19 protein-coding genes are annotated in these 17,990 nt (G+C 38.7%); 8 read left to right on the plus strand and 11 right to left on the minus strand.

Annotated features, from left to right (window positions below; translation table 11 throughout):
- Positions 1–3 precede the first annotated feature (3 nt).
- The 3 genes from F985_RS18335 to F985_RS18345 form a co-directional block, all read right to left on the minus strand.
- Positions 4–876: a 5'-methylthioadenosine/S-adenosylhomocysteine nucleosidase gene (locus tag F985_RS18335; RefSeq protein ID WP_004703449.1), complete on the minus strand. Its 873-nt coding sequence runs from the start codon at positions 874–876 to the stop codon at positions 4–6.
- A gap of 143 nt (positions 877–1,019) precedes the next feature.
- Positions 1,020–2,249 (minus strand): iron-sulfur cluster carrier protein ApbC, encoded by a 1,230-nt coding sequence (gene apbC, locus F985_RS18340; protein WP_004703452.1) that lies wholly within the window; start codon positions 2,247–2,249, stop codon positions 1,020–1,022.
- Between the two features lie 146 nt (positions 2,250–2,395).
- Complete coding sequence (locus F985_RS18345) at positions 2,396–2,896, minus strand: hypothetical protein (RefSeq protein ID WP_004703453.1); 501 nt, start codon at positions 2,894–2,896, stop codon at positions 2,396–2,398.
- Between the two features lie 356 nt (positions 2,897–3,252).
- Here F985_RS18345 and metG point away from each other — a divergent pair, with 356 nt between their 5' ends.
- The gene (gene metG / locus F985_RS18350; RefSeq protein ID WP_025469192.1) at positions 3,253–5,319 is read left to right on the plus strand and encodes a methionine--tRNA ligase; all 2,067 of its coding nucleotides are present in this window, start codon (positions 3,253–3,255) and stop codon (positions 5,317–5,319) included.
- A gap of 81 nt (positions 5,320–5,400) precedes the next feature.
- On the opposite strand, the gene F985_RS18355 is transcribed toward metG, so the two are convergent.
- The 3 genes from F985_RS18355 to F985_RS18365 all read right to left on the minus strand — a co-directional run bounded on the left by F985_RS18355 (position 5,401) and on the right by F985_RS18365 (position 6,691).
- On the minus strand, positions 5,401–5,736 hold the full coding sequence (locus tag F985_RS18355; RefSeq protein WP_025469193.1) for an EF-hand domain-containing protein: 336 nt from the start codon (positions 5,734–5,736) through the stop codon (positions 5,401–5,403).
- Positions 5,717–5,905, minus strand: a complete 189-nt coding sequence (locus F985_RS26015) for an NF038215 family lipoprotein (protein WP_004703460.1) — start codon at positions 5,903–5,905, stop codon at positions 5,717–5,719. The genes F985_RS18355 and F985_RS26015 overlap by 20 nt, the downstream gene beginning before the upstream one ends.
- A 162-nt stretch (positions 5,906–6,067) precedes the next feature.
- Positions 6,068–6,691 (minus strand): LysE family translocator, encoded by a 624-nt coding sequence (locus tag F985_RS18365; RefSeq protein WP_004703462.1) that lies wholly within the window; start codon positions 6,689–6,691, stop codon positions 6,068–6,070.
- Between the two features lie 179 nt (positions 6,692–6,870).
- Between F985_RS18365 and F985_RS18370 the strand changes: the two genes are divergently transcribed.
- From F985_RS18370 to F985_RS18390, 5 genes are all read left to right on the plus strand, one after another.
- Positions 6,871–7,434 (plus strand): TetR/AcrR family transcriptional regulator, encoded by a 564-nt coding sequence (locus F985_RS18370; protein ID WP_004703463.1) that lies wholly within the window; start codon positions 6,871–6,873, stop codon positions 7,432–7,434.
- 1 nt (position 7,435) lies between these two features.
- Positions 7,436–9,079: an MFS transporter gene (locus tag F985_RS18375; RefSeq protein WP_004703464.1), complete on the plus strand. Its 1,644-nt coding sequence runs from the start codon at positions 7,436–7,438 to the stop codon at positions 9,077–9,079.
- A 40-nt stretch (positions 9,080–9,119) separates the two neighbouring features.
- Positions 9,120–10,253, plus strand: coding sequence for an HlyD family secretion protein (locus F985_RS18380; protein WP_004703466.1), 1,134 nt, complete (start codon positions 9,120–9,122; stop codon positions 10,251–10,253).
- 65 nt (positions 10,254–10,318) lie between these two features.
- On the plus strand, positions 10,319–11,200 hold the full coding sequence (locus F985_RS18385; RefSeq protein WP_004703468.1) for a 1-aminocyclopropane-1-carboxylate deaminase/D-cysteine desulfhydrase: 882 nt from the start codon (positions 10,319–10,321) through the stop codon (positions 11,198–11,200).
- Positions 11,201–11,315: 115 nt separating this feature from the next.
- The gene (locus tag F985_RS18390) at positions 11,316–12,515 is read left to right on the plus strand and encodes a BaiN/RdsA family NAD(P)/FAD-dependent oxidoreductase (RefSeq protein WP_004703469.1); all 1,200 of its coding nucleotides are present in this window, start codon (positions 11,316–11,318) and stop codon (positions 12,513–12,515) included.
- 12 nt (positions 12,516–12,527) lie between these two features.
- Here the strand turns inward: F985_RS18390 and F985_RS18395 are convergent, their stop codons facing one another.
- The 3 genes from F985_RS18395 to F985_RS18405 form a co-directional block, all read right to left on the minus strand.
- Positions 12,528–12,698: a hypothetical protein gene (locus tag F985_RS18395; protein WP_004703471.1), complete on the minus strand. Its 171-nt coding sequence runs from the start codon at positions 12,696–12,698 to the stop codon at positions 12,528–12,530.
- 126 nt (positions 12,699–12,824) lie between these two features.
- Positions 12,825–14,492, minus strand: a complete 1,668-nt coding sequence (locus tag F985_RS18400) for a mechanosensitive ion channel (RefSeq protein WP_004703473.1) — start codon at positions 14,490–14,492, stop codon at positions 12,825–12,827.
- A gap of 227 nt (positions 14,493–14,719) precedes the next feature.
- Entirely contained in the window at positions 14,720–14,947 is a 228-nt protein-coding gene (locus tag F985_RS18405) for a hypothetical protein (RefSeq protein WP_004703475.1), read from the minus strand.
- Between the two features lie 292 nt (positions 14,948–15,239).
- Here F985_RS18405 and F985_RS18410 point away from each other — a divergent pair, with 292 nt between their 5' ends.
- Positions 15,240–15,659 (plus strand): hypothetical protein, encoded by a 420-nt coding sequence (locus tag F985_RS18410; protein WP_171057774.1) that lies wholly within the window; start codon positions 15,240–15,242, stop codon positions 15,657–15,659.
- 48 nt (positions 15,660–15,707) lie between these two features.
- Here the strand turns inward: F985_RS18410 and F985_RS18415 are convergent, their stop codons facing one another.
- A complete protein-coding gene (locus F985_RS18415; RefSeq protein ID WP_004703479.1) occupies positions 15,708–16,469 on the minus strand; it encodes a ferredoxin--NADP reductase in 762 nt (253 codons plus the stop codon).
- Between the two features lie 86 nt (positions 16,470–16,555).
- Here F985_RS18415 and gigC point away from each other — a divergent pair, with 86 nt between their 5' ends.
- On the plus strand, positions 16,556–17,443 hold the full coding sequence (gigC, locus tag F985_RS18420; protein WP_004703480.1) for a LysR family transcriptional regulator GigC: 888 nt from the start codon (positions 16,556–16,558) through the stop codon (positions 17,441–17,443).
- An 11-nt stretch (positions 17,444–17,454) separates the two neighbouring features.
- On the opposite strand, the gene F985_RS0104580 is transcribed toward gigC, so the two are convergent.
- Positions 17,455–17,931, minus strand: coding sequence for an excalibur calcium-binding domain-containing protein (locus tag F985_RS0104580; RefSeq protein ID WP_004703482.1), 477 nt, complete (start codon positions 17,929–17,931; stop codon positions 17,455–17,457).
- Positions 17,932–17,990 lie beyond the last annotated feature (59 nt).

Consider the following 17,990-nt stretch of genomic DNA (forward strand, 5'->3'; position numbering starts at 1 on the left):
TTATTATTTTGCTAGTTTAGATTTCATATATTCTTCTGCCACATTAAGCACATAGTCTTGGCAAGCCTCTCCAGTACCTGGGTCATATGCGCCATTATTGGTAATATTATTAGATAAAATTCGAATTCCTAAGAAAGGAACATTAAACTGGCTTGCAATTTGTGCAACTGATGCTGCTTCCATTTCCTCAACCGAGGTACCATAACGTTGATGGAAAAATTGAATACGATCCAATTCATTATTCCAAACATCTGCTGATCCAATCGTTCCTTCAACTACTTGACCTTTGTCATAACGAACTTTATGGGCCGCCATTAATAACTCTTTATCGGCTTCAAATTTGCGAATTGCAATTGGTTCGGGATCAGACTCATCGGTTGGTAAAACATCAAATGCTTCAACCCAAGTGAGTGAGTTTGATCCAGCTCCTAATGGTTGTTTAGGGGTTCTAAATGCACCAATATTAGTTGCGTACTTTCCTAAAACAATATCGTAAACATGTAGATCTGGGTCATGTCCACCTGATGTCCCCTGATTAATAATTGCAATCGGCTTATAACGCTCAATGGCTAAAGCTGTTGCAGCAGCAGAGTTACTCATGCCCATACGTGTTTTGGATATAATCATTGGATAACCATTGTGTGTTCCTTTCCAAAAGGTCCATCCACCAACATTTTCAACAGTCACATTCTGTAATTTAGCTGCCATCTGTTGCGATTCTACAGGTAGAGCACCTTGAATAATAATCGGCTGTAGTTTCTGTTTCTGCTCTTCAACTGTCGATGTTTGCGAAACAGTTGAGTTGTCATCATTACATCCCATTAAAAATACCGCACTACATAAACTGATGACGCCCAAAGTATATTTAAATTGCATTTTTCACCTATTTCTTTTTAAAAGCATAAACTAGCAATCTACATGCCAATTTCAAGATAAGCTTTGTTATTTAGATTCAGTAATTTAAATTTTACTTTTAACCGAACAATAAAAAAACCCGACTTAAAGTCGGGTCAAATGAATCAAAAGATTCGCTTATCATCACGTGTGCGTTGAGGGATTTTTTCAATCTGTTGCCAGACTGCTTTAGCAATCTCAATATAACTATCAGCCGCATCATCCATTACTACGACACTCGGCTTACCTTCATCTGCATGCTCACGTATTTGAGCATTTAAAGGTAAACGACCTAATAATGGAATATGGTATTGTTCGGAAAGCTTATCACCGCCACCAATACCAAAAATTTGTTCTTCGTGCCCACAATTCGAGCAAATATGAGTCGACATGTTCTCGACGACGCCTAATACTGGTATACCAACTTTATTAAACAACTCAATTCCTTTGGTGGCATCCAATAAAGCAACATTTTGCGGAGTCGTCACAATAATTGAGCCAGTCACAGGAATACGCTGTGCAAGTGTGAGTTGGATATCACCTGTACCCGGCGGCATATCAATCATCAATACATCTAAATCTGGCCAAAGTGTTTGATTAAACAATTGCATTAGAGCACCTGTTGCCTTCGGTCCACGCCATGCGACAGGTGTATTGTTATCACCAGTGAGATGTCCAATAGAAAGTACAGCCATACCATATGCATCTAAAGGTACAAAATTTTCACTTTCAATAAGAGGTGTTTTGCCAGCATTACCTAACATGGTTGGAATACTTGGGCCATAGATATCGGCATCTAACACCCCAACCTTGAGTCCCATTTTTTGTAAGGCAAGCGCTAAATTGACCGTAGTGGTCGATTTACCAACACCACCTTTACCAGATGAAACCAAAATAACGTTCTTAATTCGAGGATGAGCTGGAACATCTCTTTGTTGAGGAGCAGCTTTTTGAATCGGTGGATTGTTTGGATCAGGTTCAGATTTAGTTGAGGCATCAACTACTGGTGGTAAGTTTGAATTTTCTTTCGGTGCTTTAGATGAACAACCTTGACCTGCGCTTTCTTGTGCTGGGCGCTTTTGCTGAACTACATGCAAATTAAGTTCTTCAATACCACACTTTTCTAAGGCATCGGCTAATTCATCATGAATTTGCTGCAGATGCTCTTTTTCATCAGGAAATGTATTAATGGTGAGTTGTAGAACTCGACCTTGCACCTGAAGCTGACTAATGCGCTCTTTTAAGGCATCTTTGGAATGGGGTAGCAAATAATTTTGGAGTACGGTTTGGATTTCATCTTCTTTCACTTCTTGTGCCGGTGAAAAAACAGACTTTAATGAAGAAAGCCAAGACATATTGTTTACTCCAAAAACAGATCATTACAGCTTGTTGGAGCTAGTGTAACAGTATTGGTCCGTACTCGCTCAACTCGAAATGAATAATTGCTAATTTTAAAGCCTCAACATTTGAGTGAGCAGCACGGATTTTAGTTTAAATCAGCTTATTCAGCAGAATCGTGATTTTTTAACTTATTCAGTTTGTCTGTTGCTGTTTTCTTCAATTCATCAAACTTTGCAGTTGCTTGGGTTTTTAACTCATCAAGTTTTGATGCAGCTTCTTCCTTCAATTCTGCGGCTTTGGCTTTAGCATCATCAAGCTTATGGGCCGCTTCAGTACGTAAGTGATCAAACTTATCTTGCAGACTATGCTGAGCATCATCAAGTTTGCCTTTCAAATCAGTGGCTTTATCTTCAACAGCATCTTTTGCAGAAGCCTGTTTTTCTTTTACATTGTCCTTCAAATCATCCAAGGCTTTTTCACCTTGTGCTTTTGCATCTGCTGCCTTTGACTTTAATTCATCTACTTTATCTTCAACAGCATCTTTTGCAGCGGCCTGTTTCTCTTTAACATTTTCCTTTAGGTCGTCCAAAGCTTTCTCACCCTTTACTTTTGCATCTGCCGCTTTTGCCTTTAATTCATCTAATTTATTTTCAGTAGTCATCGTTGTTATCCTCATCGTTAATTAAAAAAATTACCTGAAGTAAGTTAATAGTTATACATCGTTATGACTTATTTTCTGACCGTAACTGCAATTTGAAACAAAGACAATACAGGAAGATTCAAATATTTTTTGATTTGTTTATCTTTTCTAAAGAGAAATAACTTTTAACTTAAAATATGTTTTGCTTCCCCTTGCTTCTAGCCAAAGATTATTAATCTTTGCTTATCCAACTACTCAAGCTTAGCTCTTGTCTTGCACTCGCCCCCCTTATGAAGCAATCCTTCTCATGCTTTGTTTTTCTTCACTCATCAGTTAAAATCTTCCACCTTATAAATACGAATGAGAGAATGAGATCCGTGCGTAAAATTTTAGTCACTAATGCCCTCCCTTATGCGAATGGTCCAATTCATATGGGTCATTTACTCGGTTACATCCAGGCAGATATCTGGGTTCGTGCCATGCGGGCAATGGGTCATGATGTGACTTATGTGTGTGCGGACGATGCTCATGGTACAGCGATTATGCTACGTGCTGAAGCGAATGGTATTAGCCCAGAAGAGCAAATTGCGAATGTTCAAAAAGAACACATTCGTGATTTTGACGGATTTGGCGTTCATTTCGATCATTACGATTCAACACATAGCGATGCAAACAAAGCACGCTCAACAGATATCTACATTAAAAACCGTGAAGCTGGAAATATTGCAGTTCGCCCTGTAACTCAATTATTTGACCCAGAAAAAGGGATGTTCTTATCTGACCGTTTCATTAAGGGTACCTGCCCGAAATGTAAGTCAGAAGATCAATACGGCGACTCATGTGAAGTGTGTGGTACAACTTATAATGCAACAGAGTTACTTAACCCGCGTTCAACTTTAAGTGGTGCAACACCAGTTGAAAAATCATCAGACCATTATTTCTTCAAACTTCCAAACTTCTCTGAATATTTACAAAAATGGACGCGTGATGAAGGTCGCTTACCACTTTCAATTGCGAACAAGTTAGATGAGTGGTTTGAAGCTGGTTTAGCAGACTGGGATATTTCTCGTGATGCACCGTATTTCGGTTTTGAAATTCCAGACGCACCAAATAAATATTTCTACGTGTGGGTAGATGCACCAATTGGTTATATGTCTAGTTTTGAAAACTACATTAAAACTAAACGCCCAGATTTAAACTTTGACGATTTCTGGAAAAAAGATAGCCAAAACGATGTCTATCATTTTATTGGTAAAGACATTGTTTATTTCCATGCGTTATTCTGGCCCGCAATGCTTGAAGGTGCGAACTATCGCACTCCAACAGGCTTGTTTGTAAATGGTTTCTTGACTGTAAATGGACAAAAAATGTCTAAATCTCGCGGTACTTTCATTAAGGCCGAGACTTATTTACAGCATTTAAACCCAGAATATTTACGTTACTACTTCGCTTCTAAACTTTCAGATAAAGTTGAAGACTCTGACTTGAACCTTGATGACTTTGTTCAAAAAGTAAACTCAGATTTAGTCGGTAAAGTCGTTAATATTGCTAGCCGCTGTGCAAAATTCGTCAATAGTAGCTTTAACAATACTTTATCTGCTGAATGTACAGAATCTGAGTTAGTACAAAGCTTTATTGATGCAGGCGATTCAATTGCTAAAGCATATGAAGCACGGGAATTCTCTACGGCGATCCGTGAAATTATGGCGCTTGCTGACCGTGCAAACCAATATATTGATGAGAAAAAACCTTGGGCACTTGCGAAACAAGAAGGTCAAGAGCAACAAGTTCTTGATGTATGTTCTGTGGGTATCAACTTATTCCGTCAACTCGCGGTGTACTTGGCTCCAGTTCTTCCAACTTTGGCAAAGCAAGTTCAAGATTTCTTAAAACTTGAAAGCTTCGATTTCGAGTCACGTAAACAAATTCTTGTAAGTCATGAGATTGCACAGTTCCAACCTCTCATGCAGCGTGTTGATCCAAAAGCTGTTGCAGCTATGGTTGATGCTTCTAAAGAGTCTTTAGGTGCTCCTGCTCCAGAAGCAACAAAAGCGGCAGCGAAAAAAGACAAAGCAGCTGAGAAAAAAGCAACTCCTACACCAGCAGTGGGTGAAGCTGAAATTATCGGTATTGAAGATTTCTTAAAAGTTGACTTACGTGTTGCTCAAGTACTTGAAGCAGGTACAGTTGAAGGTTCAGATAAATTACTTCAATTGACGTTAGATGTTGGTGAAGCTGAACCACGTAACGTATTTAGTGGTATTCGCAGTCAATATGCGCCAGAAGACCTAAAAGGTAAATTGGTTGTTATGGTTGCAAATCTTGCGCCACGTAAAATGCGTTTTGGTATTTCAAACGGTATGGTACTTGCTGCTGGAAATGGTGAAGGTATTTTCATTATTTCACCAGATAGCGGTGCAAAACCTGGCGATAAAGTTTCTTAATTTGTCTTAATAAAAAAGCTCTCAATTTAGGGAGCTTTTTTAACTATAAATTTTCAAGAAACATCTATAAGAAGGCTTAAATTATAACCAAGGCCGCCCTTCGCAAGGGTTACTAAATAAAACGTGTATATTACCCAACTCTTCATTTGTTAAATAGCCATTCTTATTTTCATCTAAATAATGAAATAGCTCTGCTTGTTTATTGTCTCCCTGAAAACGCTTATCCGTAAACCAGTTATACGGGTAGAAATCTTGGACACGTTCAAATTCTTTTAAGCTGTACATTCCATCATGATTTAAATCATATTTTTCCTGAAAAAGCTTCCAATCCAAGGATGCAGGCTCACATGCACTTACCACATTTAACATGCAGTAAGTGATGCAAGCTATGAGTAACTTAATAGTTGGATTGCTCATGATTATTGGCTTGTAAATCGGAAATCTTGTAATCTTTTTCATGAACAGCTGTACCAACAATGCTCATGGTCCGCTCATTTGCTGGTTGTGGCTTACTCATTGTTTTCATCTCACACCCTGTAGTTAAGATGAGAAAAACTACAGAAATGCTCACCATTAGTTTTTTCATAACGTGACCCTCATTTCTTTTTGTTTTATTTATTAAGTTACCACTTTTTAAATGTTTAAGTACTAAAAAAGATATTTCAATTTGTATATATTTTACTCAAAAATAAAGCCAGACTATAAATAGCTGGCTTTGGATTTTTTAGATATTTTAATTAAAGGCTTATCATTTGAAGAAAATTAATTTTAAGCCTAATACACTCACAATGCTTCCAGCTACTCGATCAACGCCAGTTTTTGCTTTTAAGTACATTGTTCTAGGCTTCTCTGAAGAGAGCAGCATTGCAACACATGAATACCACCCTGCATCAATCATAAAACAAATCACTGGCAATGCAACGTAGTAGTAATTTGGAATTTCTTTTGGCAATAAAGCAGTAAATACACTCGCTAGAACGACTGCAATTTTCGGGTTGCTTAACTGGGTAATCAGGCCATAACGATATGCCTGTTTATAGGTCATTTTTGATTTGCCATCATTTTCCATGGCAATTGGTTCTTTAGCGTGTTTAATAATTTTAAAAGCCAGCCAAAGCAAATACAGCCCACCACCAATTTTTAAGATTAAATAAGCGGAAGGCACTGCTAATAAAACTGCCTGCAACCCCATAACAGCTAGAAAACCAAAAAGAGCTGCGCCTGTACCTGTACCTAAAGCTGTAAACAAACCATGTTTACGTGATTTAGAAATTGAATTTTGTGCTACGTAAATAAAGCTTGGCCCAGGACTTATTGCTCCAAGCATCAATGCCATCGCAATTGAAAAAAGAGGAATAAGGGACTCAAACATTGTATTGACCTAACATCACGCAATTGCGCGGTATTCTAACAGCTTTTTATGTCACATATAAAAATGGAAAACATATAAATGATGAAAATTGAATTTTCATGTTTTTACAATTTATATCTTCACAACGGACAAAAATGTCCGTTAAATATATTGGTCTTTAAAACTCTCAATCCAAGAACATGAGTACCCGCCAAAAAATTGCTGCCCATAATCGGGATGAATTACTCAATGCTGCCGAAGAATGTTTTCGTATTCATGGTATTAATGTCCCCTTACAGGTTGTGATTGACCATGCAGGTGTAGGTAGAGCAACTTTTTACCGCAACTTTTGTGATCGTAAGGCTTTAATTAGCGCCCTTTTAGAGCGTGCAATTACACAGCTAGAGCAAAAAGCAGCTCATTTTCAACAATTCGAAGATGGTTTATTTCGTTTAATTGAAGGACATATTGCACAACTTCCTAAACTTGCAATTTTGCAAGATTTTTGGAGAGTGATTGATCGACAAGATCCAATTATGTTAAAAATTTATGAACGGCGAAATAATGCACTTAAACCACTGATTGAAAATGCCATAGAACAAAAACTGTGTCGAGCTGATCTCACTGCCAATGACTATGCTATGGTCACTGCAATGTTAGGTTCTTCATTTCAAGGACATGAGCCAGAAGAACAGACTCGCTTAGCAAAACGAGCAATTGAATTACTATTTAATGGTATTCAAGTACAAAAATTCGAGGGATAGAATGAGTAAAACGCCTCGTTATTTAGAAACACCACCCGACTGGACACCAGACGAGCAACCGACTTTGCCTGGTTCACCAGCAGCAATTGCACACTCTGTACCTAAGCGGTTTATTTACTTTTTTATTGGTTTATTTATAGCCCTTTCGGCAAGTTTAAGTAATGGTTTTATTACGGCGAATTTACCTTTAATTCAAGGTGAATATGGACTGACTCCTTCCGAAGCTGCTTGGCTACCTGCTGCTTATGTCATGGCAAATGTCAGCTCAAACCTGATTTTGTTTAAAGCCCGGCAACAGTATGGTCTGAGAGTATTTTCGGAAATAGGACTGGTTATTTTTATTGCCGTGCTGGTTTTACATATTTTTGTGCATACCTACGAAATGGCCCTATTTGCAAGAGTTGTAGCGGGTTTAGCGGGAGCACCTCTAAGCTCTTTAGGTATGTATTACACCATGCAAGCTTTTAAAAAAGCAGATATGGCAAAAGGCATCTATATCGCTTTCGGTTTTCAACAATTAGGGGTTCCCGTCGCTTGGATTATTTCTCCATTTCTTGTCAGTACAGACAGTTGGTCTGTTCTTTACACCTTTGAGCTAGGTTTAGCACTTTGTTGTTTAGCCATGGTCGTTTCATTGAAACTACCACGAAGCTTACGTATTTATGTATTTGAGAAGCAGGATTTCTTTACCTTTGCTTTACTAGCTCCCGGTTTTGCATGCTTATGTATTGTGCTTACACAAGGCCCAATTCTGTGGTGGTTCAACAGTGAGTGGTTGGCCTATGTATTAATCGCAGGTTTTAGCCTAGTGGTTCTTGGTTTGCTCTATGAACACTATCGAGCCAATCCATTAATTATGACACGTTGGCTAGGTACTGCTTCGACCTTACGCTTTATTTTTGGTGCTTTTGCTATTCGACTTCTAATGTCAGAGCAAAGCTATGCTGCGGTTAATTTCTTAAAAGCTATGGGAATGGGGCCTGATCAGTTTGTACCTCTTTATGTGGTGATATTCATCGGGATTTTAAGCGGAACGCTGTTTAGTGCACTGACTTTTTCACGTGAACGAATTATCTTCCACTTACTTTTTGCAGAGTTCCTCATTCTGGTTGCCTGTGGACTAGATTATCACTTAACCAGTGATGTTCGACCAGTGAACTTCTTTGCAAGTCAGTTCCTAGTAGGTTTCGCAGGTGGTTTATTTATTGGGCCGTTACTGCTTATTGGTTTCGCACAGACTTTGGCTAAAGGTCCTTCGTATGTAGTGACTTTTATTGTGCTGTTCTCTGCAACTCAAACCTTTGGTGGCCTTGTCGGGTCTTCTTTCTTCTCGACCTATCAACAACACCGCACACAAAACTATCAAGTCGAGATTATTAAAGATTTAGAACAATCAGATCCGTTAGTTTCTCAAAGGCTCTCCACCTATCAACGTAGTGCAGCCATCACAACAAATGACCCAGCATTACAAACGACTCAGGCCATGCGCACACTCAATCAAGTAGTCACCCGTGAAGCACAAGTGCGTGCCTACAATGATGTTATTGCGTTAAACGGTATTTTTGCTATCGCATTGCTCTTATGGGGTGGATTTAACATTGCGCGTAGTAAATATCTACAACGTAGAGGAATTAGCCGTCCTTAAAGGCTTTTGTTATTGATGAAATAGAAATTGAGATTGATATATGTCAGATGATCAAAACAAACCGGAACAATCACCTGCTCAGGTTCCTGCCAACGAGCCAACACCTGCACCTGCACCTGCACCTGCACCTGCAAGTAAATTGATTCCGACAAAAAGCTCAACTCTGTTCTGGATGTTGGGAGTCCTTATTATCGGTATTTTAGTAATTCTATGGGCATGGAGAATTGGTCCTTTTGCAACGAGTGTCCAGCAAACTGACAATAGTTATGTCAAAGGTAAAACTACGATTTTATCTTCACAAATTAATGGCTACGTTAAAGATGTATTAGTCAAAGACTTTGATCATGTTAAAAAGGGTCAAGTGTTAATGCACATTGATGCAACCACTTATGACCAAAAAGTAACTCAGGCAGCTTCTGGGGTTGAACAAGCTAAAAATACTTTAGCCAACCAAACCCAATCCATTGCTCAGAAGCAAGCTGATATTGTGGCGGCGCAAGCTAAAGTCGATCAAGCAAAAGCTCAATACGAACTCTCTTTAGCTCAGCTTAGACGTTACCAACAGCTAGGAAATAGTGGTGCAGCCTCTAAATCTGAGCAAGATAAAGCCGCGGCCGATGCTGAAAATAACCTTGCTGCACTGAAACAGGCAGAAGCGAATGTTTTAGTTGCTAAAGAGGCTTTGAAAACCGCACAGGTCGCAGAAGCTGGCTTAGAAGCACAAGTTTCAAGTGCTAAAGCACAGTTAGACCAAGCACAGACCACCAAAGACTATAGCGTTATTGTTACTCCAATGGATGGTCAACTGGGTGAAGTAAACCCTCGTGTTGGACAATATGTCGCGGCAGGCTCACAGTTACTCTACTTAATTCCACAGCAAACTTGGGTGATTGCTAACTTTAAAGAAACCCAAATTGCCAATATGCGAATTGGTCAAAAAGCATCGTTTACTGTCGATGCCATGAACCACAAAAAATTTACAGGCCATGTTGAGCAAATCTCACCTGCTGCAGGTTCAGAGTTCAGTGTGTTAAAGCCAGACAATGCGACAGGTAACTTTACTAAAGTTGTGCAACGCATAGCTGTACGCATCACCATAGACCCGAATCAGGAAGGAATGGAACACTTACGTCCTGGTATGTCAGTGATTACTTCTGTCGACACAAGCTCTTAATCAGCTTTTTAAAGTTCTCTTTAAAAAGTTACAATGTGATCATTCATTATTTTTCTCAATTTCTAATGTTTGATCACATTGCCCAGCCTATTTCCTATCAGCACATTGAACTCCCCTCATCTGTTCATCTCGACATTAAAAGGATAGATCTAATTCATCCTCAAATTTCGGGCAATAAATTTTTCAAACTAAAATACAATCTGCTTGCCGCAAAACAACAAGGACTATCAAATATTTTGACTTTTGGTGGCGCTTATTCAAACCATATTGCTGCAACGGCTTATGCAGCTCATATTTTTGGCTTAAATAGTATTGGAATTATTCGTGGTGAAGAGTTAGCGAGTAAGCCTCTTAACCCCACTTTAGCAAAAGCCCAAAGTTTGGGAATGCAGCTACATTTTGTCTCACGCAATGAATATCGCTTGAGGGATGATGCAAACTACCTTCAACAATTACACAATCAATTTCCTGAAACTTTCATTATTCCTGAAGGTGGTTCTAATGAGCTAGCAGTACAAGGATGTCAGGAAATTCTCAGTCAAAGTGATTTACAAAACTATGATGTCATTTGTTGTGCAGTTGGAACTGGAGGAACGATTTCAGGGCTCATTGAAAAAAGTTCAACACATCAAAAAGTTTTAGGATTTTCGGCTTTAAAAGGTGACTTTTTACAACAAGAGATTCAGCAGTGGACTAAAAAACAGAATTGGTCGCTCACTGATGCTTATTGTTGCGGTGGCTATGCGAAAACGTCACCTGAACTATTTGCATTTATTGAAGGTTTTGAAAAGCAATATACCGTGCCTCTTGAACCGATCTATACGGGAAAAATGATGTTCGGTCTGTTTGACCTTATAAAGAATAATTACTTTTCTGAAGGAACTCGTATTTTGGCTATTCATTCTGGTGGTTTACAGGCAGATAAAAGAAATAAATCGCACCAATAATTTACTCATTTTAGTTAAGGTTTTCTCTACGGCAATAAATGTCTTTAGCACGAGTAAGTGCTGACATGGTAGTATATGCCCCTTTTTAATTTTCACGATTAATCGAGAATCTCTTATGTCTAACAGTCATGTCGATGTCATTGTCTTAGGTGCAGGCGCTTCTGGACTCATGTTGGCTGCACATGCTGCTAAACGAGGGCGCTCGGTTTTAATTTTAGAAAAAGCCAACAAAATTGGTAAAAAGATTTTAATGTCGGGCGGAGGCAAGTGTAACTTTACCAACCTCTATGTAGAGCCTGATAACTATATTTCTCATAATCCGCACTTTGTCATTTCTGCCCTGTCACGCTATAGCAACTGGGACTTTATTGGTCTGGTGTGTGATTATGGAATTGCCTATGAAGAACGTAAACACGGGCAATTATTTACGTTAAACGGCGCTAAAGAAATTTTAGAGATGTTGGTGAGTGAGTGTAATAAAACCAACAATGTTGAAGTCCAAACCCATTGTGAAGTTGGACAGATCGACCCATTAGAACAAGGCGGTTTTTCTGTACACACCAATCAAGGTCGTTTTAGCTGTGAGTCATTAGTTGTTGCTACAGGAGGCTTATCTATTCCGACTTTGGGTGGCTCTGGTTTTGGCTATGAATTGGCACAAAAATTTGGACATACAGTTTTCCCAACCCGTGCTGGTTTAGTTCCATTTACTTTTTCAGATCATATTAAAGAAGTCACCACACGCTTAAGTGGTAATGCTTTAGATGTTACGTTAAGCAACTCAAAAAATAGCTTTACTGAAGCGTTATTATTTACCCATCGTGGTTTAAGTGGACCAAGTTCCTTACAGCTTTCTAACTATTGGAATACTGGAGAAAGTTTTAAAATTGACTTTTTCCCAAGCCAAGATTTAACAACTTATTTAAAAGACAAAAAGAAAGCACAGCCGAAAGTTTTATTGCGTACCCTTCTGAATGAATTTACCGCGAAAAGTATTGTACAAGAGCTACAACAACTCATATGGACAGAGCATAGCGAAACGGCAATTGGTAATATTAGTGATGCACAGCTAGAGCATATTGCCGAGCAGTTACATGGTTTTTCGGTTAAACCATCAGGCACTGAAGGATACCGTACTGCCGAAGTGACCTTAGGTGGAATTGATACAACCGAAGTTTCATCTAAAACACTCGAAAGCAAAAAGCAGAAAGGACTGTTCTTTATTGGAGAAGTACTTGATGTAACCGGCCATTTAGGAGGTTATAACTTCCAATGGGCTTGGTCTTCTGCTTATGCAGCAGCACAATATGTTTAAATACGGAATAAGCTAATTTGCTGCTTTAGACTCACTTGATGATTTTTCAGCATCACGTGTATGCGTTGTTGCCTGTTTTGATGAGTCAGATTTGCTAAATACAAATTTATAAGCACTTGCTAAAAAACCAACGGTAATCCCAGCAATTACAACAGGTGCTAAAAAACGACCAGGTTTTTTCATCGTATTTTCCTCACTTATTTGTTTTTATAGCTGTCAAAGACAGAACGACCACTCATATAGAGTGGTCGAACTTATCACAAAAATCAAAGATTTTTTGTACGGTTTATCTGAAAATTAGTTCACTCACTAAATTTCATCATTTTCCCCCGTAGAGCCAAATGGTTTATTTACAGGTGGTTGTGCTGGGTTTACCTGTGCAGAATCTGCTGGTTTTGCATCAGATGGAACCGTTGATGGTGGAGTTGTCGTGGTTGATGAAGTTGGAGTTGAAGACGTACTCGCTGCTGTTGTAGTAGGTGGTTGATATAAAGGATTTGGATGATTTGCTTCTTTTTTCGCTTTATCAAGCAAATCAGATAGCAATCTTTCTGCTGGTTGGCGGCCACCCAAACCAAATGCAAGTGCGAAAGCAACTGCAACTGCGCCTAGAGTTAAACCAAATGCAAGGTTCACAATCGAATCAGCAATACCCATCGCTTTTAAACCAAGCGCAAGAACTAAGCCGATAATCAAGACACGAACCAAACTACCTAACCAACGCGAACTATTATATTCACCACGTTGAACTACGTTCGCTACAACATTTGCAAGCCAGAAACCAATCACCAAAATCACAGCGCCCAATAGAATGTTTGCACCGAAATGGATAAACATTGCAATTAGACCACTAATCTGTTCAAAACCAAGACGGTCAGCAGCTTCAGAAACTGCAAAGAGCATCGTAAAGAACACAATTAACCAGCCAACAGCACCAGAGACTTTAGTTTGACCTAAAAAGCGTTGTACATCTAATTTTGCTGGAATTTCATCAACACCTGTTCCTGCAATAAGTTCAGCAACCAAGCGTCCAACAAATCGAGAAACAATATAAGCAACAAGTAGAATTAAACCAGCAGCAATAATATTCGGAATCGCTTGCAAGATTTCATTCAGCATTGCTGTCGCTGGTTGAGAAATGGTCTGAATACCCAAAGCTTCAAATGCCACAATCAATGTCGTAATGATAATAATGGCAAAAACAAATGAACCTAAGAATTTGCCTACATTTGAATTTTTGAAAAGACCAATTTTTTCAGCTTGAGCTTGAACACCTAAGCTATTGATTAGACCTTCAACAATACCGCGTACAATTTTTGCCAAGATATAACCAACAAAAACGATAACGCCAGCAATGAAGATATTGGGTAAGAAGGCAATCGCCTCATTCACCATGTTTTGAACAGGAATAAGTAAACCTGTTAATCCCAAGATTGAGAGAACAATCGGAAGGAAAAGTAATAGTACAAGCCAGTAAAGAATTTCACCGATATTCTGACTGATTCCTCCTACACCTACTTCACTACTTAATTTATCATCAAGTTGCGTTCTAGACAGCACATTGGTGATCCCTGCTCGCACCAGTCGAGCAACAATCCAGCCAATAAAGCCCACCACCACCGCAGCTATAATATTTGGAATGTAAACAAGTACCTGATTCACCATATTGCTAAATGGACCACTTACTCCACTAATGTTGAGTACATTTAAAGCAGCAACAACGGCAAGAATCAAAATAAACCAAAATATGACTTTGGAGACGAGACCTTCTATATTGGGAGTACGCCCTGTAGCTGAAGATAATTTGGCATTGGTATTTAATTTTTGCAGAAGTTTTTTTACCCCTGCTGCTACCACTAAAGCGATTATCCAGCCAACCAGTAAGATGACAATTGCAGCCAAAATAGGATGAAACTGATCCCAGTAATACATCGCATCAAACTGAGCGCCGCGAGGCCCATTAAAAAATTCATTCATATTGTTATGTCCTCAATTGTTATGTTCTTTTCAGTGTTATCAATAAATGAAAAACACCAGTTCGTTGTAAAAAATGACGATAAATGCGGTCTATGTCACCTTATGTTTTGAATATTTTTCAATCAACAACCTTCTGCATAAATACAACAAATTGATGCAAAAGATTGCAAAAAAAGCCTTCAGGGCACATCCTAAAGGCTTTCTATCAAGATATACTGTTGGGCTTACTATCCTTTGTAAGTTTTCAAATCAGGACTACCCATCATGACATGTGGTGTGGTCTCATGTTGAAAAGCTCCTTCTTCTTTAGGCGTTTTGCTATGATCAGCAACCATGTAGACGATGAGTGCAATAAGAAAAAGCCCAACAATAATTAAAATATAAACTGGCAATCTTCTTTTTTTCGCAGTTTCTTCAGGACTCGTCACATGAGGTGGTTTTGAAAAATCATGCATCTTCTTTCCCCTCTTCTATTATCATTAACTTTATAATCATCATAACAATTTGATTTGTTGCATTGTGTGAAAAAGCATTATGCGTAGGTGACTAGGTTTGCAAAACTCTACTTTTAAAATAATAAATTTAGTATAAAATTTAGCCACATTAATTTTGACTATTAAAAATATAATCTCATTTTATTCATCACCTTCTTCAAAACTCGATTTGTAATACAATATGTTTTAGCGCTTACTTTTTATAAAATAGGCTATAATAAGCCCCCTTGTTTTAAAGCTACTCAATTTTATGATGTATCGTCAGCAAAGCGTAACTCTTGATCTCGACACTGACGTCACACATCAATGTTATTTGCATCAAACAAGAGATGAGCATCTCATTGGTATTATTGAATTTAATAAACCAAGCTTTCAGTTAAAATGGGGTGATCTTGAGTATTTCCGTCGCCGTACCGAAGAGTTCTCGGTCATGCCATTCCCTGAATGTGTTAATGCGATGATTGTTGATATTCGTAATATCAATGTATTTCTGGACAATGAAGTCCCGATTTTACCGTGGCGTTTACTTGAAGAAGACTGCCCTGTTCGCTTGGTTGTTCCTCAAGATCGTCTTGAATATTATGCAGGTCTGTTTGAACCAACTTGGCTTTCAACAGATGTCGACAGCGCGATTTCAGAAATTCGTGAATTTATGGATATGTTTGTCCATTAATAAACATATCCATAAAAAGTTTTCTTAAAAATATTTTATTTTCGATTTTTACCAATAATTTTCTACCGCAATATTTCCTTCACCACGACGATTCATCGTCAAACCACGGCGTTTTAAAGCTTCTTTGGTGTCATCTACCATTTGTGGGTTTCCACATAACATAACGTGACTGGTTGCTGAATTAAGTTCCAGACCTGCTGCTTTTTCTAACTCACCACTTTCGATTAAAACCGGTAAGCGCTCATGCAACGGCGCTGATGAGTCTCGGGTAATAATAGGAGTAAATTTAAAGCCGTTATGCCCTTCCCCAAACGTTTCAGCAATCTCTTGAATACGATTGACATATGCCAATTCATCTGACGTACGGACGCTATAAACCAAATTAATCTTTTGATAATTAGACCAAGTCTCAAAGTCTTGTAGCATCGACAAAAATGGAGCTAGACCTGTACCTGTTGCCAACAACCATAAATCATGCGGCAAAGGTTGCTGATAACGCGCCAAAGTCAGATAGCCATATGGAATTTTTTCCAAATAAAGCTCATCACCGACTTTCAAATGCTGTAGATTCGAAGTGAAAGCACCGTCTGGTACAACAATTGAGAAGAACTCTAGCGTTTCATCAAATGGAGAAGACACCACTGAATAAGCACGAACAACCAGTTCGTCACCTACCTTTAAACCTATACGCGCAAACTGACCTGCGGTAAATTTAAAATGCGAAGGGCGAGTCATGGTAAAGCTGAAAAGTGTTGGGGTCCAACGATGAACTGATAAAACTTTTTCTACGCTAAATTTTTCAATTGACATGATTTCAACGTGGCATGAAATAGTGCGCTCATGTTAGCATGACAGCCGAAATAATGAATACTTTTAAACGTTAAGGCTTTTTAAACATGCGGATGACATTACGCCAGTTGGCTGTTTTTGTAGCAGTCGCCCAAGAAGGAACCGTTACTAAAGCCAGTGATGCGGTCAGACTGACGCAAAGTGCAGCTAGTATGGCTTTAGCCGATTTAGAAGACGGCTTAGGTGCTCCTTTATTTGATCGTTTAGGTAAGCGCTTACAGCTTAATGATCTTGGACGTTTTTTACTTCCTCAAGCATTAGAAATATTAGGACGTTGTGAAGCGTTTGAACAAGCTGCCAAGGGTGAATTACAAAGTATCGATTTACGTATCGGTGCGACTTTAACCATTAGCGACTATTTAATGCCTGATTTAATGGCTAACTTTTTACAACGTCATCCGCAAGCACATTTACAACTTCAAGTGGGCAATACACGCCAAATGATTGAAGCAGTAAATCAGTTCCAATTAGATTTAGCTTTAATTGAAGGTTCTTGTCACTTACCTCAACTCCAATGTATTCATTGGCGTGATGATGAGTTAGCAGTATGCTGTTCACCAGATCATCCTTTAACTCGTTTAAATCGTCCACTTACGCCTCAAGATTTTCATGATGTAGAATGGATTTTACGTGAAGAAGGATCCGGTACGCGTGAAGTCTTTGATAATGCAATTTTGCAAGATCTACCAGATGCAAACATTCGCTTAACTCTTGGTCATAATGAAGCAATCTTGAAAATAGTGGCAGGTGGTTTAGGGATGTCTTGTATTTCTAGATTAGCGATTGAACCTTTAAGTGAGAAAGGTCAACTCGTTATTTTAGATACACCATTTTGGCAACTGACCCGTCCGCTTTATATGCTGGTACATCGCCAAAAATATCAAGGCCCAGGTCTTAAAGCATTTTTAAAATTCTGCGATGAAGATCAGGCTTAAAGCCTGATTTTCTAATGCCATCGTGAGTCATTTTCACATGGCTCACCGTCATGATCTCCATCCATTTTAGTGTTCGGGCAATTTCTTACAAACCAACGTGCCTCTTCTAAAGAATGCATTTGCGTACAATACTCACGCCCATCACAATGAAAAGCCGATGTTTCATTATTTACTCGTTCCGGGGCTGGAGCTGTTTGAGAAGCAACTGTTTGAGGAGTAAATACTAAAGCCTTTTTCGTTTTCTCAGAAAGTTGTATATCTGGCAATTTACCCAAAGCTGCGCGCTGTTCCTTAATAATCTGCTTCTGTTGCTCTATTAATAATTGTACTTTTTCATGTGATGCACGCTGCTGAGCCTGTTGACGATAGTGCAATACAATAAAAGTCACACACGCAACAACAACCAAGATGCCAACGATAAATATACTGATGTACTCACGTGAACTCAGCTTGAATTTGCTGCGTTTAATTTTTCCCCGTTGAACCATATTTCCCCATTCTTTATCTTATTATTCATTTTTAAGAAAATTAAGGGAAATTAATATCT

This window comes from Acinetobacter seifertii, assembly GCF_000368065.1.
GTDB lineage: Bacteria > Pseudomonadota > Gammaproteobacteria > Pseudomonadales > Moraxellaceae > Acinetobacter > Acinetobacter seifertii.

What these genes read in the sequence shown, in the direction of transcription:
- F985_RS18400 (WP_004703473.1), bottom strand. Translation starts at nt 14,492, where the DNA reads ATGAATGAATTTTTTAATGGGCCTCGCGGCGCTCAGTTTGATGCGATG.
- apbC (WP_004703452.1), bottom strand. Translation starts at nt 2,249, where the DNA reads ATGTCTTGGCTTTCTTCATTAAAGTCTGTTTTTTCACCGGCACAAGAA.
- F985_RS18405 (WP_004703475.1), bottom strand. Translation starts at nt 14,947, where the DNA reads ATGCATGATTTTTCAAAACCACCTCATGTGACGAGTCCTGAAGAAACT.
- F985_RS0104580 (WP_004703482.1), bottom strand. Translation starts at nt 17,931, where the DNA reads ATGGTTCAACGGGGAAAAATTAAACGCAGCAAATTCAAGCTGAGTTCA.
- F985_RS18415 (WP_004703479.1), bottom strand. Translation starts at nt 16,469, where the DNA reads ATGTCAATTGAAAAATTTAGCGTAGAAAAAGTTTTATCAGTTCATCGT.
- F985_RS18385 (WP_004703468.1), top strand. Translation starts at nt 10,319, where the DNA reads ATGTTTGATCACATTGCCCAGCCTATTTCCTATCAGCACATTGAACTC.
- F985_RS18410 (WP_171057774.1), top strand. Translation starts at nt 15,240, where the DNA reads ATGTATCGTCAGCAAAGCGTAACTCTTGATCTCGACACTGACGTCACA.
- F985_RS18390 (WP_004703469.1), top strand. Translation starts at nt 11,316, where the DNA reads ATGTCTAACAGTCATGTCGATGTCATTGTCTTAGGTGCAGGCGCTTCT.
- F985_RS18380 (WP_004703466.1), top strand. Translation starts at nt 9,120, where the DNA reads ATGTCAGATGATCAAAACAAACCGGAACAATCACCTGCTCAGGTTCCT.
- F985_RS18335 (WP_004703449.1), bottom strand. Translation starts at nt 876, where the DNA reads ATGCAATTTAAATATACTTTGGGCGTCATCAGTTTATGTAGTGCGGTA.
- F985_RS18375 (WP_004703464.1), top strand. Translation starts at nt 7,436, where the DNA reads ATGAGTAAAACGCCTCGTTATTTAGAAACACCACCCGACTGGACACCA.
- F985_RS18345 (WP_004703453.1), bottom strand. Translation starts at nt 2,896, where the DNA reads ATGACTACTGAAAATAAATTAGATGAATTAAAGGCAAAAGCGGCAGAT.
- F985_RS18370 (WP_004703463.1), top strand. Translation starts at nt 6,871, where the DNA reads ATGAGTACCCGCCAAAAAATTGCTGCCCATAATCGGGATGAATTACTC.
- F985_RS18395 (WP_004703471.1), bottom strand. Translation starts at nt 12,698, where the DNA reads ATGAAAAAACCTGGTCGTTTTTTAGCACCTGTTGTAATTGCTGGGATT.
- F985_RS18355 (WP_025469193.1), bottom strand. Translation starts at nt 5,736, where the DNA reads ATGAGCAATCCAACTATTAAGTTACTCATAGCTTGCATCACTTACTGC.
- F985_RS18365 (WP_004703462.1), bottom strand. Translation starts at nt 6,691, where the DNA reads ATGTTTGAGTCCCTTATTCCTCTTTTTTCAATTGCGATGGCATTGATG.
- gigC (WP_004703480.1), top strand. Translation starts at nt 16,556, where the DNA reads ATGCGGATGACATTACGCCAGTTGGCTGTTTTTGTAGCAGTCGCCCAA.
- F985_RS26015 (WP_004703460.1), bottom strand. Translation starts at nt 5,905, where the DNA reads ATGAAAAAACTAATGGTGAGCATTTCTGTAGTTTTTCTCATCTTAACT.